Here is a 22,544-nt window from a genome sequence, read left to right as displayed (position 1 = left end):
ACCGCCGCCCGGTGTGGACGAGCCGTTACTCGAACTCGGCGACCCGGCGAATCTCGACCTCGATCTCGGTGTCCTCGAAGAGGGCGACGAACCGGGTGCCCCACTCGACGGCCTCGGCCAGGTCCCGGACGTCGAGGATCGCGAAGCCGGCGATGACCTCCTTCGCCTCGGCGAACGGCCCGTCGACGACGGTCGTGCCGCCGTTCTTGACGGTGATCTTCGCGGCGCCGGCCGAGGTCGGCCGCAGCCCTTCGCCGGCGAGGAACACCCCGGCCTTCACGGCCTCCTCGATGAAGGCGCCCATCCGGCCGATGAACTCGGGGGTCGGCGACCAGGCGGCCGGGTCCTTGTCGTCGAACTTGTGCAGCAGCATGTACCGCATATCGGTCTCCCTGTGGCGTCGTGTCGTGCTGGCCGGCAGGATCACCGGCCTTCGTCTACGCGTCGAACGGCGATCCGTGGCTTCGACGACGGACCCGGAAGCATTTCGCCGAGGCGGGTCCAGCGGCGGAGCTCGTCGGCGCCGTCGCCGATCTCGCGCCGCAGCGAGGGGTCGAGGTCGGCCCGCGCCAGCATGGCGTCCGCCAGCGGCAGCGCCCGGGAGTCGTACTGCGGGAAGCTGAACCGGACGACCTGGAGCCCGGCCAGCGCGTACCGCCCCCCGAGGATGGCCGGCACGTCGGCGAAGTAGCGCTCGACGTACGGGTCGGTGAGCGGCTCCTGGCCCGGCTGCCAGAAGTTCGCGGCGGTCGCCATCGCGATCCGGGGCCGCTCGTCCCCGACGAGCACGTCCCACGCCTTCGCCTTCGCCGCCGCCGTCGGCAGGGCGGCCCGGCAGGCGGCGGCGCGCTCGGCCCCGGCGGCGCTCGGGTCGCGCAGCTCCTCGACGGCGATGTCGTCCTCGCCGGCCGCGCCGAGGACGGCCAGCCGCAGCAGCAGCGCCCACCGCAGCCCGGCGTCCACGGTGAGCCCGTCGGGCAGATCCTGCCCCGCCAGCCAGGACCGCAGCACCCCGGCATCGGCGACGCTCACCAGCGCGCGGGCCATGGTGAGCTGCCGGCCGCTGGCCGGTGCGGCATCCGCGAGCGCCGTCGCGCAGACCCCGGCCAGCGGGGCGAACGGGATCAGCCCGCGCCGGGCCAGCCCGTCCCGGGCGAACGCGAGCACCTCGTCGAAGACGCCCTCCTCACGTTCGGCCGGCAGGGCCGCCACGAGCAGGGCCAGGAACTCGGCCGGGGGCATGAGGGCGTCGCGGACCGCGTCGATGACCGCCGTCCAGATCACCGCCCGCGCCAGAGCGTCGTCCAGGTCCGGCAGCACCGCGGGAAGCGCGGCGCGGCTGCCGTCGTCGAGGCGGACCTTCGCGTACGTCGCGGCGCCGTCGTTGAGCAGCAACACGGTGCCGGTCGGCGAGCCCGCGAAACCGTCCAGCGGGACGGCGTCACGGTCGAGGGTGAACGGCACACGCCGTACCGAACCGTCGGAGGCGTAGGCGGCGACCGCTGTGCTGTGCGGCCGCACCGGCCGGCCCGACTGCTCGACGGCCAGCGTCTCGAGCGTGCCGTCGGCGGCGCGGGTCACCACGGGCCGCAGGGTGTTGGCGCCGGTGCTGCGCAGCCACAGCTCGGCCCACCCGGTCAGGTCCCGGCCGGCCGTCTCGCCGAGCACCGCGAGCAGGTCGGCGAGGGTGGCATTGGCGAAGCGGAAGCGGTCGAAGTACGCGCGGAGGCCGGTCAGGAACACGTCGTCACCGATGAGCGCGGAGAGCTGGCGCAGCGCGGCGGCGCCCTTGGCGTAGGAGATGCCGTCGAAGTTCAGCATCGCCAGTGCGGTGTCGGTGACGTCGTCGGGCGCGACGGGGTGCGTCGACGGCCGCTCGTCGGCGAGGTGCCCCCAGCGCTCCCGCCAGATCGCGAAGTCGGCGAGCGCGGCCGGGTGGCGGCCGGTCTCCCCGGCGACCCGCCAGCCCATGTACTCGGCGAACGCCTCGTTGAGCCAGATGTCGTCCCACCACCGCAGGGCGACCAGGTCGCCGAACCACATGTGGGCCAGCTCGTGCGCCATCACGACGAACCGCCGCCGGCGTTCGCTGCCGGTGGCCACGGCGCGGAACAGGAACTCCTCGCGGAAGTTGACCAGGCCCGGGTTCTCGACGGCGCCACCCGAGAACTCGGGGACGAAAGACTGGTCGTACTTCGTGAAGGGGTATCGCACGCCGAACAGCGCGTGGTAGCGGTCGAAGGCGGCGGCCGTGGCCGAGAACAGCTCCTCGGCGTCCGCGTCGAGACGTGGCGCGAGCGAGCGGCGGCAGAGCAGCCCGAGCGGGATCCCGTCGTGCTCGGCGGCCCGGACGTGCCAGGGCCCGGCGAGGAGGCTGAAAAGGTAGGTCGACAGCGGCGGCGGCGCCTCGAACTCCCACCGCCCGGGTGCGACCCGCGCCCCGGCCGCGTTCCCGCGCACCGTCCACTGTGGAGGTGCGGTGACCCTCAGCGTGATGGGCGCCTTGAGATCCGGCTGGTCGAAGCAGGCGAAGATGCGCTGGGCGTCGTCGAGCGGCGCCTGCCCGTAGAGGTAGACCTCGCCGTCCTCCGGGTCGGTGAAACGGTGGATGCCCTCGCCCCCGTGCGAGTACGGCGCGACGGCCTCGACCTCGAGCCGGTTCTCGGCTCGCAGGCCGGTCAGCGGCAGCCGGTTGCCGTCGAGCCGCGCGGGGTCGAGCGGCTGCCCGTTGAGGACGGCCTTGACGAGTCGCGCGCCCTTGAGCTCCACGAAGGTGTCGGCACCCGGCTCGGTGCAGGCGAAGTCGACAACCGTGGCGGTGTCGTAGTCGGTGTCACCGGTGACGTCGAGATCGACGGCATAGGCGCGGACCCGCAGCAGCCGAGCACGGCGCTCCGCCTCGGCACGGGTCAGACTGTGGCTTGCCCCCGCGGCGTTCGTCATGATCGAGACGGTACCCTGCGGCGGGCGGCGCGCGGTGGCTACCATCCGGGGAATGTCGATCAGGCCGTGGGCTGTCCGGGGAATCGCGCTCGGGACCGTCGTCGCCGCGATGGGGCTCGCATTCGGCATCCGGGCGCTCAGCGGGGGCTACCTGGAGACCAACAACGCCGTCGAACAGCACTCCGGCACGGCTCTCTACGCGGCCATGGTCTACGCCGGGCTGCTGGTCGTACGGCCACGGATGACGCCGCTCGGCACCGCCGCCGGCGCGCTCGGCTGGTGCTGGCTCGTCGAGTTTGCCCAGCTCACCGGCGTCCCAGCGACCCTATCCGCGCACAGCGTGCTCGCTCGGCTGGCGCTCGGCGTGACGTTCGACGCCACCGACCTCCTCTGGTATCCGGTGGGTGTCCTCCCCCTCGTCGTCGCCCACCTTCTGCTGGGCCGTCCGGCCCGCCACCCAGACGCCGAGCAGGGCCGGAACCAGCGCGACGCCGAAGGCCGCGAGGTAGGCGGCCGGGCCGGGCCCGTCGACGAGCACGGCGAACAGTGAGCCGCCGGCGGCGAGCACCGTGGTGGTCAGCAGCGCGTCTCCGACCTGGAGCGCGGAACTGTTGGCGCCCTGCGTGCCCGGCTTGGACAGGCTCAGCACCAGCGCCGACATCGTCGGGTACGCGAGGCCCATGCCGAAGCCGCCGACCGCCCAGCCGGCCAGCACGACGGCGACAGGAGCGGCGGTCACGACGAGCGCGACGGCCGACAGCACGCCGACCGTGATGGCGGCCAGGCCGATCCGCAGCCGGGTCGCCGCGGTGAGTCGCTGCGCCTGGCGGGCCTGCACCCAGGAGCCGGCCGACCAGAAGACCGCGCCGGCGGTGAGGGTCAGCCCGGCCAGCGACGGGCTGAGGCCGCGCTCGCGGGTCAGCATGAGCGGGATGAAGACGTCGGTCTGCAGGAACGCGGCGCCGGACAGTCCGCGCAGGAGCACGACGCTCGGCAGGCCGCGCCGCGCGGCGAAGGTACCCCGAGGCAGCAGGCGGGGCGCGCACACCACGACGCCGACCAGGCCGGTGGCGAGGTAGACCAGCGCGGCGAGATCCACGTGTTGGCCGCCGAAGTACAGCAGCCCGAGGCTCACGGCGGCGCCGACCGCCCACGGGACGCGCCGGTTGACGGTCCGCTCCGATGGCGGCGCGGTGACCGAGCGCACCTGCGGCCAGATCAGCAGCATCGCCGGTACCGACACGATCACCACGAGCAGGAAGACCCAGCGCCAGCCGATGTGCTCGACGATGAGCCCGGCGACCGCCGGCCCGGCGACGGCGGGCAGCACCCAGGCCGCGGCGAGGGCGGAGAAGACGCGCGGATGCTGCTCGTTCGGGTACGCACGACCGACGACGACGTAGAGCGCGACGGTCACCAGCCCGCCGCCGAAGCCCTGCACCAGCCGTCCGGCCACGAAGATCCACATGTCCGGCGCCAGCCCGGCGATGAGCAGTCCGAGACAGAACAGGGCCACGCCGATCGCCGTCGGCTGCGCCGGCCCGCGCCGGTCGCTCCAGCTTCCCGCGAGCACCATCGCGATGAGGCTCGTGGCGAGCGGCCCGCCGAACGCGAACCCGTAGAGCGGGACGCCGTCGAGGGCGCGGGCGACGGTCGGCATCGCCGCCGTCACGGCCACCGCCTCGAAGGCGACGAACGTGACGAGCGTGACCATGCCGACGGTGAGGGCGCGTCTGTTCTGCACGCACTGACAGTCGCATCTCAAGTGGCCTTCAGGTCAACCTGACGTGGCCTTCATCGCTATTTCAACGATCGTTGACATTGTGTGCCGGACGGTTCGCGCCGCTCGGCCCGGCCCGGCACCTCGGTGCGCCACAGTGATCCCCGACACCCGGCTCTTGACACGGGGGCGACGATCGATGTCTCATGCCCGTCACAGAGCGGGTCTCGTTGGGTTGCCACCGCCGCAGGGCCGACGCACACGGGGACGACGGAACGCTTGCGAGACGTGCCGGGCCCGCGCCGCCACGGGGGCCCGGCACCTCGACGTGCCTCACCCGTGCGCGAGCCGCGGTTTGTCGCCCGCCTTCTCCACGATCACGAACTGGCCCATCATGCCCTCGTCCTCGTGCCGCAGGACGTGACAGTGGAACATGTAGGCGGTCGTCGGGTCGGCGTGGTCCGAGAACCGCGCGATGACCGAGTAGCGCTTCCGCGGCTCCAGGAAGATCGTGTCCTTCCAGCCGCCCAACTGCCGCGGCGGCGCGGCGCCGTCCACCGTCAGCACCTGGAACTGCACGTCGTGGATGTGGAAGCTGTGCGGAGTGTCGTGGCCGTTGCGCACGTTCCACACCTCGATCGTGTTCTTGACGACCACGGCGTCGACCCGCTCCATGTCCATCCGGTCGCCGTTGATCTGGCGGCCGGACAGCGTGAAGTCACGCGTCTTCGCCGCCTGCCCCGGGTCCAGCCGGGGCGTGGCGACCAGCGTCTTCGGCACCGCGGTGCTCTTGCGCAGGGCCGGCGCGGCCCGCAGTTGCAGCACGTCGAACGAGTCCTCGCCGCCGCTGAACTTCCGGTCGCCGAAGCCGAAGTCCGGCAGCGGCTTCACACTGCGCAGCGTGACCCGTTCGCCCGGCCGCATGGCCACCACGATCTCGGCGCGTTCGCCGACCGACAGGCGCAACCGCCGCATCGGGTACGGTTCCTCGAGCAGCCCGCCGTCGGTGCCGACCAGCGCGAACGGGCGGCCGTCGGAGAACGTGAAGTTGTAGATCCGGGCGGTCGAGGCGTTGAGCAGGCGCAGCCGGACCAGTTCCGTGGGCACGTCGAGGTACGGCCCGGGGGTGCCGTTGACGAGGATCTCGTCGCCGAGCACGCCGATGTCGCCGCCGAACCTGCCGCCCATGCTGAGCTGGCTGCCGTCGAAGTCCTTGTCCTGCACGATGACGGGCACGTCGTCGACGCCGTACTCGTGCGGGAGCGCCGCGCTGTCGGTGCCCGGGTCGTCGGTGATGAACATGCCGGCGAGTCCCCGGTAGACCTGCGCCTCCGTGTGCCGGTCCGGGTGGGGGTGGTACCACAGGGTCGCCGCCGGCTGGTCGAGCTTCCACGCCGCCTGGAAGGAGCCGCCGGCCACGATCGGGCGGTGCGGGCCGCCGTCGGCCCGGGCGGGCAGGTGCATGCCGTGCCAGTGGAGCGTGGTCGACTCGCCGAGGCCGTTGCGGATGTTCACCACGACCTGTTCGCCGCGCCCGGCCCGCAGCGTCGGCCCGAGGTACGACCCGTTGTAGCCCCACGTGCGGGTCGCGCCGTGCCCCAGGTCGCTTTCGCCGGCCTGCGCACGCAGCTCGAAGACCCGCCGGCCGTCTTTGTCCACAGTGGACTCGGCGAGCGGCGGGATGCGGAGCGCCCGCTCGAACTCGACCTTGCCGGTCGTGTCGATCCCGGACCGGGTGAGGAACCAGGTAACAGCGGCGACCCCGCCTCCGCAGAGCAGGAGCAGCAGGCCGAGGCCGCCCAGGAGCCACTTGCGCACGGTCGTTCCCCTCTTCGCTCATAGGTAGCATAGCTACATGTAGCCTCCCTTGTACTCGACGCCGCTCGCCAGAGCCGAGCCGACAACCCGGGGAAAGGTCAGGGTCAACCCCCACTCCCCCAGACTGCGGGGTCGGCATACTGGTCGGGTGGTGATGGCCGGTGGTCCGATCGACGCATATGTCGCCTCGCTGCGCGGCGCCCTGCGGGGCCCCCGCGGCGCCAAGGCCGACCTGGTGCGGGAGGCACGCGACAGCCTCTTCGACGCCGCCGAGCACTACGAGCGGGACGGCCTCGACCGGGCCGAGGCCGAGCGCCTGGCGGTGGACGAGTTCGGCGACGTGCGCGAGCTCGCCCCCGACTACCAGCGCGAGCTCGCCCTTGCGCAGGCCCGCCGCACCGCGCTGCTGGTCGCCCTGGCGGTCGCGACCCAGACCGTCGTCTCGGAGATCGCGTGGCGCACGGCGGCGACGAGCTGGTCCTGGCAGCCGGACCGCTTCTACGCGATCCTGGCGAACACGGTGGACTACGCCGGCTACGCCGTCTTCGTCGGCGCCCTGCTGGCCGCGGCGACCTGCGGCATCGGCACCCGCTTCCGCACGGTCGGCCGCCCCTTCGCCCGCGCGACGGGCATAGCCGCCATCACGGTGGTCGGCTTCTTCCTCCTGGGCGGCGCGGCGCTGTCACTGCTCAGCCCGGCCTGGCACACCGCCACCCTCGCGGCGACCCCGCTCGGCCTGACCTCGGCCGCGATCACCACTGCCCTGCCGGCCTGGATGCTCTACTCCGGCTTCCGCTGCATCCGCGCCGCAGCCTGACCTCGGCTCGCCCGACCACTCACCTGGTTGACCTTGGCGGAAATCCGTGGTCCAGACAACAGAAAACGACCAAGGTCAACCACGTGGGCAGATCACGCGTCGGCTGCGGCCGGACGAGTTGGCGCGGGCCTGCAACTCCGTGCGGCGGGCGTCGAAGTCCAGCAGTCCGCTCTTGTCCAGGGTGGCCAGGCGCATGCGCAGCGCGGCGGTGAAACGCTCCACGAAGCCCGGCGTGACACGGTCGCCCGCGGCGGACCGGGCGCCGTCGATGATCGACCAGAAAGTTTCGCTGTCCACGGCAACGAGGTCTGCCACCCCGGCGCACCCACGGGCAGGTCTGCCGTGCCGACCTGCCCGTGTGACACCTCCGGTCAGGCCGGCACGCGGTCCAGGAAGCCGAGCACCTGGTTGATGCGCCCGTCCGGCGCCAGCGTCACCACGTCGAAGCCCACGACGTCGGCGGGGCGGCCCGGCAGCCCCATCTCCCAGCCGAAACGGGCCTGCTCGTGGTGGCCGTCGACCCCGCCCAGCAACGCCAGCCCACAGCCCGGGAACTGCGCCTGGACGGCCGCGATCAACCCGTCGACGCCGGCCCGGCCGGAAACCGAAGCCATCGGGTCGACGAACGCAACATCCTCGGTGAACAGCTCGTCGATCGCCGCCCGCCGGGCGCCGGGGTCGGTCTCGTTCCAGATTCGCAGGTACCGCTCGACGATCTTTGCAAAATCCGTCATGGACCTCAGCGTGCCGCTCGGGGTGCCTGCCGTCGATTACGCCGGGGGTAATGGCCGGGCCGTCGGCACCGCTTCTACGATCATGCGATGACCAGCGCTTCTGTCCGGCCGGTCGGGGTGATGCTCAGGGAGTGGCGGGAACGGCGCCGCCTCAGCCAGTTGGAGCTGTCGATCCAGGCGGACATCTCGACCCGGCACCTCAGTTTCGTGGAGACCGGGCGGTCGCGGCCGACGAGCGCGATGATCCTGCGGCTCACCGAGCACCTCGACGTGCCGCTGCGGGAGCGCAACACGCTGCTGCTGGCGGCCGGGTTCGCGCCGGCGTATCCGGAGGGGCGGCTGGACGGGCCGCAGCTCGAGGCGGTCCGCGCGTCGCTGCGCAAGGTGCTGACCGCCCACGAGCCCTATCCGGCGGTAGTCGTCGACCGGCGGTGGGACGTGCTCGACGCCAACGGACCGCTGCTGCGGCTGGCCGAGGGTGCCGCACCGGAGCTGCTGGAGCCGCCGGTCAACGTGCTGCGGCTGGCGCTGCACCCCGACGGGCTGGCGCCGCGGATCGTGAACCTCGGCGAGTGGCGGGCCCATCTGCTGACCCGCCTGGAGCGGCAGGCCGCGGCGATCGGTGACGCCGACCTGCGAGCCCTGCTCGAGGAGCTGCGTGGATATCCGGGTGGTACCGCGGGAGGCCGCCCCGGCCCGCAGGACGTCGTCGTGCCGCTGTGCATCCGGGCCGGCGAGGGTGAGCTGCGCTTCTTCAGCGTCACGGCGGTCTTCGGCTCGCCGCTCGACGTGACCGTCGCCGAGCTGGCGATCGAGTCGTTCTTCCCGGCCGACGCGGCGACGGCGGAGGCGCTGAGGCGTCTCTGAAGCGCTCTGGCGGGGGTGGCACGTTTCCGGGATTCGGGGGCCGGTGGTGGACCGTAACTTCATATTCATCGCAAGGCCACACCGACAACTTCCCAGAAGGAGCGCACCATGAGCGACATCGAGACCTACGAGGGCGGCAACGAGGTCGAGTATGCGGACTACTCGGCCGGCCAGGAGCACGGCGAGATCGACCAGCTACACCAGGCCTCGGGCAGCGAGTACAGCCGCGACGAGGACTTCAACGTCTACGAGCAGGACCACGCCGCCGCCGAGAACACCAGCTTCCAGCAGGGCCACAACGTTCAGTGGACCGACGGCAACGGCGCCAGCTACTCGGAGACCGACTACACCAACTACAACCACTCGGCCGCCGAGACCGACCACATCTTCGCGGCCTCGGGCTCGCAGTCGGTGGAGGCGTCGGAGTGGAGCGAGCTCGACGCGCTGCGCGAGCGCTTCGACACCGCGTTCGTCGACGCCACGGAGTTCCGCGGCAGCGAGGGCGAGCTGACGGCCAAGTAAGAACGGCCCGCGGCTCATGGTGTGGCTTCAGGCCCGGCCGGCGGCTCAGCCCCCGGCCGGAGTCCCCACACAGCAACAGACGCACTCGGTTGTTCGACTTCGTTCGGGCGTCCGGGACTGTCCGGACATTCCCGGCCGCCCGAACGAAGTCGGCCATCCGGGTGCGTTCTCCTCTGTCCGGCTTCCGACCGGCCCTTGATCATCCCTGCTCGGAGGTCACACAATCCCGCCATGGGCATCGGACTCGGCGACCTCCTGGCGATCCGGCGGCACCGCCGCCAGCAGCGCCGGGCGCACCAGCAGCACAAGCGCAAGCGCAAGCGTGACTCGTGCGACTGCGGTGACTTCGACTTCTGCGACTGCGACTGCAACCCGTTCATGCTGGGCTCGATCCTCGGCATGATGGCGCTGGCGGCGCCGACCCGCCCGCCGCGGAGGTCGGCGAGCGGGCCGGGGCGGGCCGGGATGGTGGCGATCCGGGGGTACCAGCGATGGCTGTCCCCCCACCTGCCGACCCGCTGCCGGCAGATCCCGTCGTGCAGCGACTACGGCCTGCGGGCCGTCCAGTGGTACGGCCTGGTGGAAGGCTCCCGTCTGACCGCGGCCCGGATCAGGCGCTGCAACCCGTCGACACCACGGGGCACGCACGACCCGGTGCCGTAGGAGGGATCAGGCGACGGCTCCCGCATGACGGCGGTGGTAGGTGCGACCAGGTCCTCCACCTCCGCCCGCGTCCGCAGGAACTCCGCCTGGGTCCAGCGTGCCGCCCGCGGCCAGCGGCCGGATGGTTCCATCCCGATGTTTCGGCACGATTGAACTGATATTTCGGTACGATGTGGGATCTTCGCGGCGCGATCTGCGCTTGGTTTGCCGGGCTCGCATTCGGAAAGGGTCGCAACCAGGGCGTGTTAGGCTCCAGCCCTGGACTGACCCCGGGTGGGCGTAGCTCATGGTCAGGGCCCCACTACGTAGAGAGTTGCGCATGAGCAATCACCGGTCCGTGGTCATCAACGGCGACCTCGGCAGCGGCAAGAGTACGGTCTCGGTCGAGCTGGCCAGCCGACTCAACCTGCGCCGGATCAGCGTCGGGGACATGTACCGGGAGATGGCCCAGCGACGGGGCATGACCGCCCTCCAGCTCAACCTGCACGCCGAGCTCGACGACGCCATCGACAGCGCGGTCGACCAGTTGCAGAGTGACATCGCGAAGTCCGGCGAGCAGCTCATCGTCGACAGCCGCCTGGCGTGGTTCTTTTTCCACGAGGCGTTCAAGGTGCACCTCATCACCGAGCCGAACGAGGCGGCCCGCCGGGTGCTGGCCCGTCCGCACAGCGAGGTGGAAAACTACTCGTCGCTCGACGAGGCGAAGACCAACCTCCGCAGCCGCAGCGAGAGCGAGCGGATGCGCTTCCTGACGCGGTACGGCGCGGACAAGTACCGGCTGCGCAACTACGACCTGGTGTGCGACAGCACCCGGGCACGGCCCGGCGAGATCGTCGACCTGGTGCAGGCGGCGTTCGAGGGCCGGCTCGGCGCCGACATCCTGCGCGAGCGGCCGCCACTGCTGCTGCTCGACCCCATGAGGGTGTACCCGACCCGCGAGATCGAGTTCCCCGCGCCGGCGAGCGAGGTGGACACGCCCGAGACGATGGAGCCGCTGACCATCGGGCACTCCGGCCCCGACTACTTCGTCATCGACGGTCACCGCCGGCTCAGTGCCGCGGTGCGGAGCGGTCTCCATCTCGTGCCGGCAAGCCTGCTCGCCGAAGGTGAGGAGCCCGTCACCGGCCGCCTGAGCGCGAACGACTACTTCAGGGCCCACGTGACCGGCCCGGTCGTCGAGGCGTGGGAGCGCCTGCACCGGATCGAGCTGCCCGTCCCGGCCCACAACCCACTCGGGGTCCACGTCGGACGCTGATTGAGTAGGCGTACTCAGGCGAGCCGCGCCCGGGTTCGCCGAGACTCTGTGCATGACCGCTCCAGTCCCACCGAAGACCACGTCGGCATTCTTCATGCAGTCCGCCGTCTCGTTCGGCGTGGCGCTCGTCGGCCTCGGCGTCGGCATCGCCTATCTGCCGGTGAACGCGTGGATGCGGGCTTTTCTCGGCATCGGCCTGCTCTATACCGTTACGTCTGCCTTCACCCTGGCCAAATGCATCCGTGACCACCAGGAAACCGAGTCGGTGGTACACCGCGTCGACCAGGCAAGGCTCGACAAGATCCTGACGGACCACGACCCGTTTCGCGGGTAATCGACCCATCCCGTCCTGTTGACCTTGGCCGATTTCCGTGGTCCGGGCAGCGGAAATCGACCAAGGTCAACAGGACGGGGGCGCCCCAGCCGCACGATATTCAGGATTGCGAATCAGTCGCGATCATGGGGGCGCAGTGGCAATAGCCACCGCACGCACTCAATCGTCACCACGCCGCGCACGCGCGCCGATGCGGGCCGCCTACCGCCACGCCCAAACGGCGGGCCGCCGGGGCCCATCGCCCTGCGCCCTTCCGCGCAATCCCCATCCTGCCGCCTTGTCCGATTTATCTGGACATGGCGAGAAACCGTCGACAACGGATCGATGGCGAACCAGATCACACCCCGCACCCACTAGGCCAAACGGCTAGGTAGCTGTATGGTTCACGGCATCGCGGATACGACGAAGATCGTCATTCCGCACTACACCCCTAGGCGTGATCCGGGCCACTCCGAGCCCGACACCGATTTGCCCGATCCGGGAGTTACGTGGGGTTTCCTAGTCGTACTGCCTCTTAGCTGCGACTTAAGAATACTAAAGGTAGCGGTTCATCTGGCCCTCAGGGTTTCACTCCCCCGCCGAGCCGTGGCATGCTTTCGACCGGAATGGTTACGGCAAGGTCTCGGGCGGCGGAAACGCCGATCACGACGCAGTTCATTTCGGTATTTTCCGAAATGAACTGTCGCGTTTCCCGCAGACATAGGAAGTTGAAGTTAGGAGTGGAACCCCAACCGACTTTCACGCCGAAAAGCTGCGACAGGCCAATGGCCGTCGACTGACGGATGTCGACTGACCGGGAGGATTCCCACAGCATGAACCCGCACAACAACTCGAACGATCTCGCCGGCGGACTCCCCATCCCCACCGCCGACGGCTCCCCGCTCCACCCCACCCAGGTTTCTTCGCGCGCCACCGTCGGACGCAGCGCGCTGCGCCGGACGAGCGTCGGCATCGTGGCGGCGGCCCTGCTCGCCACCGGCGGCCTGACCGCCTGCAAGAACCTCCCCGCCACCGGCGCTCAGCCCGGCGTCTCCGAGAGCGCGGGCGCAGATCCGTCCGCCTCCGCCGGTCTGGGTGGCGCCTCGGTCGCCCCGGTCGCCTCGACCTCGCCCTCCAGTTCGACGTCTCCCGCGCCGACGAAGAGCAACACGCCGACGAAGCCGGCCGGCGGCGGCAACCCCACGTACACCGTGGCCGGCTTCCCAGCCGCGCACAACACCGGCTACCCGCAGGGCCTGCCCGGTGACACGCGCAAGAAGGTCACCCTCACGCCGTATACGGGCCCGATGACGATCACGGTCAACGGCACCGTCATCGACGGCAAGGACATCAACGGCCACCTGGAGATCAAGGCGAAGAACGTGACGATCCGCAACAGCCGGATCCGCGTCGCCAACGTCCAGGCCGTCACGGCCACGGCCGACGACGCCGGCCTCCGCATCGAGGACACGGAGATCGACGGCCAGGGCATGGACGCGTCGCCCGGCGGTATCGCCCTCATCGGGCGGACCGGCTTCACCCTCCTTCGGGTCAACGCCCACGGCTCCGGTGACATCCTGCGCATCGACGGCACCGGCACGGTCCAGGACTCCTGGCTGCACGACCCCAAGGGGACCGGCTCGTCCCAGCACAACGACGTGATCCAGTCGACCAACGCGAAGTACATCCGCATCCTGCACAACCGGCTGGAGAACCAGCACACCCAGACGTCCTGCATCCTGCTCAAGGCCGACCTCGGCCCGATCAGTGACGTGGTCGTCGACAGCAACCTGATGAACGGCGGCGGATACTCCTTCTACTGGTACGACGCCAACTACAAGATCACCAACGGCAAGGTCACGAACAACAAGTTCATGCGGTCCTCCGGTGGTGGCTACTGGCCCAAGGGCGGCTACTACGGCCCACAGGCCATGCAGGCGTCGACGCTGCCCGAGTGGAGCAACAACACCTGGAACGACAGCGGTCAGCAGATCGGCCAGTAAGCCAGACGGGACCATCAGTCAGGGGCGCGACCCGGCTTCCGGGCCGCGCCCCTGACTGCTTGCCCAGGTCAAGCGGCGGGCTGGAGGCCGTTGACGCCGACCACCACGGACTCGGCGGCCGCGACGGCCTCGGCGGCCACCATCACTTCGATCGCGGCCAGCGGCTCGGCGGCCGCCAGGGTCTCCGTCGCGCTGCGGCGGCGGAGCTGGGCCGGAGCGGCAGCGGCGGCCCGGCGGCGCAGTTTGCCGATCAGGCCGAGCAGCGGAGCGCCGGCCATGAAGAGCAGGGCGGCGGCGACGACCAGGGCCAGCGGGAGCCACGACGAGTCGGCGATCGCCTCGCCGCCGAAGTGGCCGAGCAGCGCACCGTACGAGGCCCAGAGCGTCGCCGCGACCACGTCGTACGTCGCGAAACGGCGGGTCGACACGCCGTTTCGGCCCGCGTGCACAGCGGTGATCATGCGACCGGCGGGCACGAACCGGCAGAGCAGCACGGCCAGGAAGACGTGCTGGCGCATCGCCTCGGTCAGGCGGAGCGTGATAGCCCGGGGCTTGCGCCGGGCGATCCGTGTGGCGTCGCGGTGGGCCAGGCGCCGGCCGACGAGGAACGCGAGCAGGTCGCCGGCGACGACGCCGACGGCGCCGGCCGCGACGAGGAGCACGAGCTCGACATGGCCGGTCGTGGAGAGGATGCCTCCGCCGATCATGAGCGCCTGGGCAGGCACGACCGGGATGAACGCGTCAAGGGTGAGGAGCACCAGAACCACCGCGTAGAGCACGCCCGGCGCAGCTACCAGGCTCAATATCGCGTCTACCATCTCGAGCTCGCCATGGCCCGCCCCTAACCCCGTCGGCAGAACTGTTCCCCGTTGACCACTGCAACACGGTCACCACCGACTGCATGCCCAACTGAGCATGATTGTGTCCCGCGTCTCCTTAGAAAGCGCTGAGAACACGCATACCCGCAGGTGGTACGGGCTATCCGACGGTCTCGTCGACGGCGGGCGGCTCGATCTTCTCGGCCGCCTCGATGTGCACACAGGTCACGAATGGTCCTCGCGCTCGAGGAGCGACTCTTCCAGGTCCATGTCCCGCTGCGCTTGGCGCAGCGTCTCCTCCGGAATCCTCCCGCTGTCGCGGGCCCGGCGGAACACCTCCCGCTCCGCGTTCAGCATCTCGCGCCGAAGCCGGGCATATGCCGCGGACGGGGTTTCCCGGTCGGCGCGACCCAGCCGCTCCCAGGCCAGGTTGGACCGGCTCAGGGCGACCTGTCGCAGCCGCTCGACGACCCCCTCGGGCGCGTCCACGGCCACCTCCTCCAGTCGCCGCTCGCCCGCCCGTGACGCCTCGTGCTGGACCGACGCCTCGGCGAGCGCGTCCTCCTTCCGGTCGTCCGGCGGCACCTTCAGCCATCGCGCCACCGTGGGCAGTGTGGCTCCTTGCAGTACCAGCGTCGCGACGATCACGCCGAAAGCCAGGACGACGAACAGGCCACGGGGATAGGCGGCACCGTCGGCCAGCGCCGCCGGCAGCGACAGCGCGGCGGCCAGGGTCACCGCCCCGCGCATGCCGGCCCAGGAGATGACGGCCGGCATGGCCAGCGGCGGCAAGGGGTCGCGGCGGCGGATGCGCGGGATGAGCCGCGTCGCGTACACCGTCGGGAACATCCACACGATCCGCGCCACGATGACCACACCGACCACCGCGGCGAGAGCGCCGGCCGTGAACCAGAAGCCGCGCTCGACGTCGGCGACGAGCGTCCGCAGTTGCAGGCCGACCAGCAGGAAGACGACCCCTTCGAGCAGGAACTTGACCATCCGCCAGAAGGCGTCCATCTGCAGCCGGGACGCCGCCGACATCAGCGTGGGCATCCGGTGACCCAGCGCGAGGCCGGTGACGACGACCGAGACGACCCCCGACGCGTGGATCGCCTCCGCCGGCAGGAACACGACCCAGGGCGTGAGCAGTGAGACCGCGTTGTCGATGAGCGGGTTGGTGACCCGCTTGTGCACGAAGATCACGATGATCCCGCCGAGGACGCCGATCGCGATCCCGCCGACAACGGCGACCAGCGCCTGCTCGGTGATCGACACCGTGTCCACCGCCCCGCCGACCGCCGCGGCGACGGCCACACGGAGCGTCACCAGTGCGGTGGCGTCATTGATCAGGCTCTCGCCCTCCAGGACGGTCACCACCCGCCTGGGCAGGCCGATGCGCCGGGCGACGGCCGTGGCCGCGACAGCGTCCGGCGGCGCCACCACCGCGCCAAGAGCAAGACACGCCGCGAGTGGTACGTCCGGGAGCAGCGCCTTCAACGTGAAACCGACCGCGGCCGTGGTGAAGAGGACCAGTCCGACGGCGAGCAGCAGGATGGGCCGCAAATTGAACTTGAACGCCGGGACCGAGGTTTCCAGCGCCGCGACGTAAAGGATCGGCGGCAGGATGCCGAGCAGCACCACCTCGGGGTCGAGCTCGATCTCCAGCAGTCCTGGAACGAACGAAATGCCGATGCCGACGATGACGAGCAGGATCGGGGAGAGCACACCGATCCTGCGAGCCACCACGGAGGTCGCGACCACGACCGCGATCAGTCCGACGACGTTTTCCAGCCCGTGCACGGGCCGAAGCCTATCCACCGGTTCCGTCGGGAGGGAGTGACGTGATCCGCACCACGCGTCACCGGCGCGAACGCGCCCGCGACCGTCCCGTGCGGGGTCGGCCCCGCTCCTGAGAGACTTCATCCGCACGTGCAACAAGCCGTGACGTAGGGAAGGATCGTCCTCATGTGTGCCGCGCGACAAATACCTGTGCCCAACGGGTGGGTGTGAGCATGGCCGACGTGGGCACGACCGTGGACCTGCGCAACCGGCGGCACGGGCCGTTCGCCGGGGAGCGGATCCGCGTGCTGCTCGTCGAGGACGACCCGGGTGACGCGTTCCTCGTCGGTGAGCTGCTCGCCGAGGCGGACGCCCCCTTCGACGTGCACATCGCCCAGACCATGCGGGAGGCGCGTCCCCGGCTCCGCGAGGTGCACTGTGTGCTGCTCGACCTGGGCCTGCCGGACGCGAGCGGGCTCGACGGGTTGCGGCAGGTGTTGCAGCACGCGGCGGGCGCCGCGGTCTGCGTGCTCACCGGCATGGAGGACGAACACCTCGGCATCGCCGCCGTCGGGGAGGGCGCACAGGACTACCTGGTCAAGGGCACGGTCGACGGCGCCTCGCTGTCCCGGGCCGTGCGCTACGCGGTCGAGCGGAAGCGCGCCGACGAAAACGCCCGGCTCCTGCGTGAGTCCGAGCTGCGCCAGGCGGAGTCGGCCCGGCTGGAGCGCGGCCTGCTCCCCCAGCCGCTGATGGGCAACGTCTCGGCCGACCTCTTCTCCATCTACCGCCCCGGCCGCGACCGGGCGCTGCTCGGCGGCGACTTCTTCGACGCGGTCGCCATGGACGGCGCGAACGGGACTCAGCTACACCTGCTCATCGGCGACGTCTGCGGCCACGGCGTCGACGAGGCCCCGCTCGGGGTCGCGCTGCGCGTCGCCTGGCGGGCGCTGGTGCTCGCCGGCGTGCCGGAGGACCACGTCCTGCCCTCGCTGGAGCAGGTACTGGTCAGCGAGCGGCGCTCCGACGAGCTGTTCGCGACGGTCGCGGTGGTGACCGTCGACGTCTCCGCCGGTACCGCCCGCATGCGCCTCGCCGGACATCCACCGCCGATCCTGCTGGCCGGCGGTCGTGCCGTGCCGTGCGACGTGGAGCCCGGCCTGGTCCTCGGCGTGCTGCCCGGCATACACCGGCCGGCGGCCGAGGTCTCGTTCGGCACGGCGGACTGGTCGCTGTTGCTGTACACCGACGGCCTGATCGAGGGCGGTGCCGGCCCGGGCTCCGTCGCCGGTGAGCGTCTCGGCGTCGACGGGCTGTGCCGGGTGCTGGCGAGCCCCGACCGCGCCCAGCCGCGAGACCTGCCGGCGTGGCTGACGGTGCAGGTGGAGGCCCACAACGGGGGTCCGGTGTCCGACGACATCGCCGTGCTCGTGCTCAGCCCGCGCACCTCCGACTCGAGGACGTCATGATCACAACCTCCTGGTCGCTCTGGCGGCGGATCATCGCACTCTGCGCGGTGATCGCGAGCCTGCTCGTGATGATCGCGGCCAGCGCGACCGTCACCGCCGCCGCCAACCGGACCGACACCACCGAGGTGATGGACCGGCTGACCCCCGCGCTGGTCAATGCCGAGCGGTTGTACTCGCAACTGCTGCGCCAGCAGACCAGCACGCGCACGTTCCTGCTCACCGGGCGGGAGTCGGACCTCGACGCGTACCGTGACGCGCAACTCCAGGAGCAGCAGACCCTCGCCGAAACCGAGCGGCTCGTGTCCGACGAACCGGCGCTCGTGGCCGCGGTGCGCGACGTCGGCGCCGCCATGGCGCGGTACCGCAGCGAAGTCACGGATCCGCTGATCGAGCAGACCCGTGCCACTGGGCCGGACCCGGGGCGCGCCGCACCGACCGACCAGGCCCGGTCGGTGTACACCGCTGCCGCCAACCGGATCAACGTGCTGAACCGGGCGCTCGACAGCCGCCGCGACGACGTCGCCGGACGGGTGCGTGGCACCGGCAGGGTGCTGGTCCTGCTGCTGGTCTTCGCCGCCGTCGTGGTCGTCGTGGCCGGCGCCGCGCTCGCGCTGCTGCTGCGCCGGCTGGTGACCGGGCCGGTGACGGACCTGGCGGGCGAGGTGCGGCGGGTGGCGGCGGGCGACTACGACTACGAGATCCGCAGCAGCGGCCCGCCCGAGCTGTCGGCGCTCGCCGAAGACGTCGACACGATGCGCCGCCGGATCAACGCCGAGCTCACCGACGTCCTGGAGGCCCGCCGGCTGATCGAGGAGGCCAACCGGATGCTCGAGCAGCAGGCCGCCGAGCTGACCCGGTCCAACCGCGATCTCGAGCAGTTCGCCTACGTCGCCAGCCACGACCTCCAGGAACCGCTCCGGAAGGTGGCGAGTTTCTGCCAGTTGCTCCAGCGGCGGTACTCGGGGCAGCTCGACGAGCGGGCCGACCAGTACATCGGGTTCGCCGTCGACGGCGCCCAGCGTATGCAGCGGCTGATCAACGACCTGCTGGCGTTCTCCCGGATCGGCCGGCTGACCAACGGGTTCACCGACGTCGACCTCAACAAGGTGGCCGCCGACGCCGCGGCGCAGTTCGACGCGCAGCGGGAGGCGACCGGCGCCGAGATCGTCTTCGCCGACCTGCCGGCGGTCCGCGGCGAGGACCCGTTGCTCGGGGCGCTGTTCAGCAACCTCATCGGCAACGCGCTCAAGTTCCGTCACCCGGACCGGGCTCCGCGGGTTGTGATCGACTTTCAGCGGGTCGGCGGCGAATACGAGATCAGCGTCGCGGACAACGGCATCGGCATCGAGCCCGAGTTCGCCGACAAGGTGTTCGTGATCTTCCAGCGGCTGCACGCCAAGGAGACGTACCCCGGCACCGGCATCGGCCTCGCGATCGCCAAGAAAATCGTCGAGTACCACGGTGGACAGATCTGGATCGACCCTTCGCGCCGCGAAGGTACGCTGTTCCGGTTCACGCTCCCGGTGCCTGATCAAACCGCCGAGTCCGCCGCGAGCCCGTCCCCGATCGAGGAGTCCGTCTCATGACCGCGCCCATGGAAGCATCCCTGCCGATCGAGGTGCTCCTGGTGGAGGACGACCCGGGCGACGTGCTCATGACCCAGGAGGCGTTCGAGGAGCACAAGGTCCGCAACAAGCTCAACGTGGTGCCGGACGGCGAGGAGGCCCTGGCCTATCTTCGCCGGGAGGGCAAGCACGCCGAAGCGACCCGCCCGGACCTGATCCTGCTGGACCTCAACCTGCCGCGCGTGGACGGCCGCGAGGTGCTCCAGGTCATCAAGGAGGACCAGGACCTGCGTCGCATCCCGGTCGTCGTGCTGACCACCTCCCAGGCCGACGAGGACATCCTGCGCAGCTACTCGCTCCACGCCAACGCCTACGTGACCAAGCCGGTGGATTTCGACAGCTTCATCGCCGTGGTGCGCCAGATCGACGAGTTCTTCGTCAGCGTCGTGAAGCTCCCCCCGCGCGGCTGACCCGCCTTCAGAGCCGTCGCCGGCCTCAGGCTCCGCCGCTCCGGGCCACGTGGAAGCTTTCCCGCGCGCTCTTCGCCGGCCTCAGGCTGCGCCACTCCGGGGTTTTCCCTGTGCGGCTCAGCGTCCTTCACGGCCTTCAGCCGCACGGAAGCCCCCGCACGGCCGGGGCCGTGCGGGGTCCCGGACTCAACTCAGTCGCGCGACCTTGGCCAGCAGCAGCGCCTCGGCGACGCACACACGCTCGAACTCGCCCAGGTGAAGGCTCTCGTTGGGGCCGTGCGCGCTGGTCTCCGGATCCTCGACGCCGGTGACGAGAATCGCGGCCTTCGGGAACAGTTCCTGGAACGTGGCGATGAACGGGATCGAGCCGCCGGCGCCCATGTCGACCGGTTCGGCGCCGTCCCAGGCCTCGGTGAACGCCGCCCGGGCGGCGTCATAGGCCGGGCCGGTCGCGTCGATCACACACGGCTCGCCGAGCTGCTCGAGCTCGACCGTCACCTGCGCGCCCCACGGCGCGTGCTTGCGCAGGTGGGCGGTCACCGTGTCGTACACCCGCTGTGCGTTGTCGCCGGGCGCGATCCGCACGCTGAACTTGGCCTTCGCCACGGGCACCAGGGCGTTGGGCGCACCGGCGGTCGGCGGTGCGTCGATGCCGAGGATGGAGATCGACGGCCGGGTCCACAGCCGTTCGACCAGCCTGCCGGTGCCGATGAAGGAGACACCGTCGAGCATTCCGGCCTCTTCGCGGAACCGGTCCTGCGGATAGTCCAGCGGCGCGGACGGCGTGCGGACGAGCCCCTCGACGGCGACGTCGCCGTTGTCGTCGTGCAGGGTGGCGATCAGCCGGGAGAGCGTGATCAGCGCGTCGGGGATCGCGCCGCCGAACATTCCACTGTGGACCGCGTTCGCCAGCGTCCGCACCTCGACGAAGCCGTTGACGATGCCCCGCAGCCCGGTGGTGAGCGCCGGCTGGCCGATGTCCCAGTTGCCGGAGTCGGCGATGACGATGACATCGGCGGCGATGTCGTCGCGGTACTCGCGCAGGAGGTCTTCGAGCGACTCGGAGCCGAACTCCTCCTCGCCCTCGATGAACAGCACCACCCCGACCGGCAGGTCGTCGCCGAACGCGCGCAGGGCCGCGATGTGCGCCATGACTCCGGCCTTGTCGTCGGCGACGCCCCGCCCGTAGAGCCGCCCGTCGCGCTCCACCGCCTCGAACGGGTCGGTCTTCCACTGCGCGAGGTCGCCGACCGGCTGGACGTCATGGTGCGCGTACAGCAGGACGGTGGGCGCGCCGGGAGGCGCGGGCCTGCGGCCGATGACGGCCGGCTGGCCGCCCTTGCGGACGATCCGGACGTCGGGGATGCCGGCACCACGCAGCAGCTCGGCGACCGCCTCGGCGGACCGCTCGACCTGGCTGTGGTCGAACCCGGTGAAGGCGATGCCCGGAATGCGCACAAGGCGCTCCAGGTCGGCCCTGACCCCTGGCATTTCCCGCCGGATCGCGGCGCGGAGTTCTTCCTCGGTGAGCGCTGTCATACCGTCGAACTTACTGTGCCGCCCATGTCTCTCCGTGCCGCCTCCCCGTGCCGGGTGCCCGTCTCTCGTCCGCGTGCTCACTCCGCCGGTCCGCGGCCGGCGCCTTCGGATCCGTCGGTGCCTTCGGACCCGTCGGAGCCGTTGCCGCGCATCCAGCCGCGCATCCGGCCGGCACCGGCACCGACCCACTCGCCGACGTCCGACGCACCGTCGCCGAGCTTGCGCAGCAGCGATACGAGCGGGTCCTGCGACCGGTTGAACGCCTGCCGGTACGACGCCGCCGCGGCCTTGATCTCCTCGCTGACCGAGGCGTCCCCGTCGCCGTCGCGGCGCGGGTAGTCGCCGGCGAGAATCCGCTGATACTCCCCGCTGTCGATCCAGGCCCGGACCTCGGCCGCCCGGGCGACCGGCATCGGATGCGACCGCGCCGTCACCATCCGGATCTTGATCAGGCTGTCACGCAGGTCGCCGGCCCGGTCGAACTCCGCCGCCTGCTCCAGGAACGCGGTCGTGTCGACCTCGGACAGGTCGCCGCCGCCGGCCAGCTTCATGGCGAGCCGCAGCGAGGCAGCCGGGTCCTGGCAGGCGAGCAGCCCCGCCCGGTCGGCGGACAGCTCCGCCTTGCGCCACCACTCCATCAGCGCGGCGATGATCGCCCGGAGGACCATCGACCCGACCGGCAGCCAGGCCAGCCGGACCGCCCAGTCGGTCAGGATCAGGACCATCGTGCGGTACACCGAGTGGCCGCTGATCAGGTGGCCCAGCTCGTGCCCGAGCATGCACCGCAGCTCCTCGTCGTCGAGCAGCTCCACCGCGCCGCTGTTGACCACGATGAACGGCTTCGACATGCCGATGCACATACCGTTGATCGAGCGGTCCGCCTGCACGTAGAGCTCGGGGAGCTCGGCCAGGTCGAGCGACGCGCCGGCCTCGGCGAGCAGCCGGTGCACCCGTGGGTATTGCCGGTGGTCGACGCGGATCGCGTTGCCCAGGAACTGCAGGCGCCAGGCTCGCTCGTTCCACAGCGCGTGCAGCGACTTGAGCACGTCGTCGAACCCGCGCAGCTCTCGCAGCGCCACCAGGGCGCCCCGGTCCGCCGGATGCTCCCAGGCCCGGGAGCTGATCCCGGTCAGCACCACCCGCCGTCGCGCCGGAGGGTTTCCGCCCTGCGCCTCATCGGTGCTCATTCGCCCCGCCTCCCCGTCTGCCGTCGCTCCGGCCGCGACCGCCCCGCGCCGGGCCTGCGGCG

At 70.9% G+C, this 22,544-nt stretch carries 21 protein-coding genes and 1 pseudogene; 11 read left to right on the top strand and 11 right to left on the bottom strand.

Annotated elements, in window-relative coordinates; translation table 11 throughout:
• Window positions 1-25: 25 nt before the first annotated feature.
• Window positions 26-382 carry a YciI family protein gene (locus Drose_RS06790; RefSeq protein WP_260727328.1) on the bottom strand — a complete coding sequence of 119 codons (357 nt, stop codon included), beginning with the start codon at window positions 380-382 and terminating at the stop codon, window positions 26-28.
• A gap of 41 nt (window positions 383-423) precedes the next feature.
• Complete coding sequence (gene pepN / locus Drose_RS06785) at window positions 424-2,943, bottom strand: aminopeptidase N (protein WP_260727327.1); 2,520 nt, start codon at window positions 2,941-2,943, stop codon at window positions 424-426.
• Between pepN and Drose_RS39000 the strand changes: the two are divergent.
• Window positions 2,942-3,292: pseudogene (locus Drose_RS39000) on the top strand (DUF2809 domain-containing protein); the annotation flags it as partial. The gene pepN and the pseudogene Drose_RS39000 overlap by 2 nt on opposite strands.
• Here the strand turns inward: Drose_RS39000 and Drose_RS06780 are convergent.
• Together Drose_RS06780 and Drose_RS06775 are read right to left on the bottom strand one after the other, a co-directional pair.
• Entirely contained in the window at window positions 3,269-4,687 is a 1,419-nt protein-coding gene (locus tag Drose_RS06780; protein ID WP_260727326.1) for an MFS transporter, read from the bottom strand. The pseudogene Drose_RS39000 and the gene Drose_RS06780 sit on opposite strands and share 24 nt — an antisense overlap.
• A 309-nt stretch (window positions 4,688-4,996) precedes the next feature.
• The gene (locus Drose_RS06775) at window positions 4,997-6,481 is read right to left on the bottom strand and encodes a multicopper oxidase family protein (RefSeq protein ID WP_260727325.1); all 1,485 of its coding nucleotides are present in this window, start codon (window positions 6,479-6,481) and stop codon (window positions 4,997-4,999) included.
• Between the two features lie 154 nt (window positions 6,482-6,635).
• On the opposite strand from Drose_RS06775, the gene Drose_RS06770 reads away from it, so the two are divergent.
• The gene (locus Drose_RS06770; RefSeq protein WP_260729625.1) at window positions 6,636-7,298 is read left to right on the top strand and encodes a permease prefix domain 1-containing protein; all 663 of its coding nucleotides are present in this window, start codon (window positions 6,636-6,638) and stop codon (window positions 7,296-7,298) included.
• A 75-nt stretch (window positions 7,299-7,373) separates the two neighbouring features.
• Here Drose_RS06770 and Drose_RS06765 read toward each other — a convergent pair whose 3' ends face one another.
• A complete protein-coding gene (locus Drose_RS06765; RefSeq protein WP_260727324.1) occupies window positions 7,374-7,613 on the bottom strand; it encodes a DUF4240 domain-containing protein in 240 nt (79 codons plus the stop codon).
• Window positions 7,614-7,669: 56 nt separating this feature from the next.
• Window positions 7,670-8,032: a nuclear transport factor 2 family protein gene (locus tag Drose_RS06760; protein ID WP_260727323.1), complete on the bottom strand. Its 363-nt coding sequence runs from the start codon at window positions 8,030-8,032 to the stop codon at window positions 7,670-7,672.
• 87 nt (window positions 8,033-8,119) lie between these two features.
• On the opposite strand from Drose_RS06760, the gene Drose_RS06755 reads away from it, so the two are divergent.
• The 5 genes from Drose_RS06755 to Drose_RS06735 all read left to right on the top strand — a co-directional run bounded on the left by Drose_RS06755 (window position 8,120) and on the right by Drose_RS06735 (window position 11,673).
• Window positions 8,120-8,899 (top strand): helix-turn-helix domain-containing protein, encoded by a 780-nt coding sequence (locus tag Drose_RS06755; protein ID WP_260727322.1) that lies wholly within the window; start codon window positions 8,120-8,122, stop codon window positions 8,897-8,899.
• Between the two features lie 108 nt (window positions 8,900-9,007).
• Window positions 9,008-9,421: a hypothetical protein gene (locus Drose_RS06750; protein ID WP_260727321.1), complete on the top strand. Its 414-nt coding sequence runs from the start codon at window positions 9,008-9,010 to the stop codon at window positions 9,419-9,421.
• A gap of 231 nt (window positions 9,422-9,652) precedes the next feature.
• Entirely contained in the window at window positions 9,653-10,084 is a 432-nt protein-coding gene (yidD, locus tag Drose_RS06745) for a membrane protein insertion efficiency factor YidD (protein ID WP_260727320.1), read from the top strand.
• A 319-nt stretch (window positions 10,085-10,403) separates the two neighbouring features.
• Window positions 10,404-11,339, top strand: a complete 936-nt coding sequence (locus tag Drose_RS06740; protein WP_260727319.1) for an AAA family ATPase — start codon at window positions 10,404-10,406, stop codon at window positions 11,337-11,339.
• A gap of 52 nt (window positions 11,340-11,391) precedes the next feature.
• Window positions 11,392-11,673, top strand: coding sequence for a YiaA/YiaB family inner membrane protein (locus tag Drose_RS06735; RefSeq protein WP_260727318.1), 282 nt, complete (start codon window positions 11,392-11,394; stop codon window positions 11,671-11,673).
• A 559-nt stretch (window positions 11,674-12,232) separates the two neighbouring features.
• Here Drose_RS06735 and Drose_RS06730 read toward each other — a convergent pair.
• Complete coding sequence (locus Drose_RS06730) at window positions 12,233-12,487, bottom strand: hypothetical protein (RefSeq protein ID WP_260727317.1); 255 nt, start codon at window positions 12,485-12,487, stop codon at window positions 12,233-12,235.
• Here Drose_RS06730 and Drose_RS06725 point away from each other — a divergent pair.
• Window positions 12,486-13,655 carry a hypothetical protein gene (locus tag Drose_RS06725; protein WP_260727316.1) on the top strand — a complete coding sequence of 390 codons (1,170 nt, stop codon included), beginning with the start codon at window positions 12,486-12,488 and terminating at the stop codon, window positions 13,653-13,655. The genes Drose_RS06730 and Drose_RS06725 overlap by 2 nt on opposite strands.
• Window positions 13,656-13,723: 68 nt before the next feature.
• On the opposite strand, the gene Drose_RS06720 is transcribed toward Drose_RS06725, so the two are convergent.
• Entirely contained in the window at window positions 13,724-14,473 is a 750-nt protein-coding gene (locus tag Drose_RS06720; protein ID WP_260727315.1) for a DedA family protein, read from the bottom strand.
• A gap of 225 nt (window positions 14,474-14,698) precedes the next feature.
• Window positions 14,699-16,273: a Na+/H+ antiporter gene (locus Drose_RS06715; RefSeq protein WP_260727314.1), complete on the bottom strand. Its 1,575-nt coding sequence runs from the start codon at window positions 16,271-16,273 to the stop codon at window positions 14,699-14,701.
• Window positions 16,274-16,494: 221 nt separating this feature from the next.
• Here Drose_RS06715 and Drose_RS06710 point away from each other — a divergent pair, with 221 nt between their 5' ends.
• The 3 genes from Drose_RS06710 to Drose_RS06700 are packed head-to-tail and all read left to right on the top strand — an operon-like array spanning window position 16,495 to window position 19,756.
• Window positions 16,495-17,721, top strand: coding sequence for a PP2C family protein-serine/threonine phosphatase (locus tag Drose_RS06710; RefSeq protein WP_260727313.1), 1,227 nt, complete (start codon window positions 16,495-16,497; stop codon window positions 17,719-17,721).
• Window positions 17,718-19,307 carry a sensor histidine kinase gene (locus Drose_RS06705; protein WP_260727312.1) on the top strand — a complete coding sequence of 530 codons (1,590 nt, stop codon included), beginning with the start codon at window positions 17,718-17,720 and terminating at the stop codon, window positions 19,305-19,307. The genes Drose_RS06710 and Drose_RS06705 overlap by 4 nt, the downstream gene beginning before the upstream one ends.
• A complete protein-coding gene (locus Drose_RS06700) occupies window positions 19,304-19,756 on the top strand; it encodes a response regulator (protein WP_260727311.1) in 453 nt (150 codons plus the stop codon). Before Drose_RS06705 ends, Drose_RS06700 begins: the two co-directional genes overlap by 4 nt.
• Before the next feature lie 186 nt (window positions 19,757-19,942).
• Here the strand turns inward: Drose_RS06700 and Drose_RS06695 are convergent, their stop codons facing one another.
• On the bottom strand, window positions 19,943-21,295 hold the full coding sequence (locus Drose_RS06695; RefSeq protein ID WP_260727310.1) for a dipeptidase: 1,353 nt from the start codon (window positions 21,293-21,295) through the stop codon (window positions 19,943-19,945).
• Between the two features lie 77 nt (window positions 21,296-21,372).
• Window positions 21,373-22,482, bottom strand: coding sequence for a M48 family metallopeptidase (locus tag Drose_RS06690; protein WP_260727309.1), 1,110 nt, complete (start codon window positions 22,480-22,482; stop codon window positions 21,373-21,375).
• Between the last annotated feature and the right edge of the window lie 62 nt (window positions 22,483-22,544).

The sequence above is a fragment of the Dactylosporangium roseum genome (genome assembly GCF_025264685.1).
Taxonomy (GTDB): Bacteria; Actinomycetota; Actinomycetes; order Mycobacteriales; family Micromonosporaceae; genus Dactylosporangium; species Dactylosporangium roseum.
This window is presented reverse-complemented; position numbering and strand designations above follow the sequence as displayed.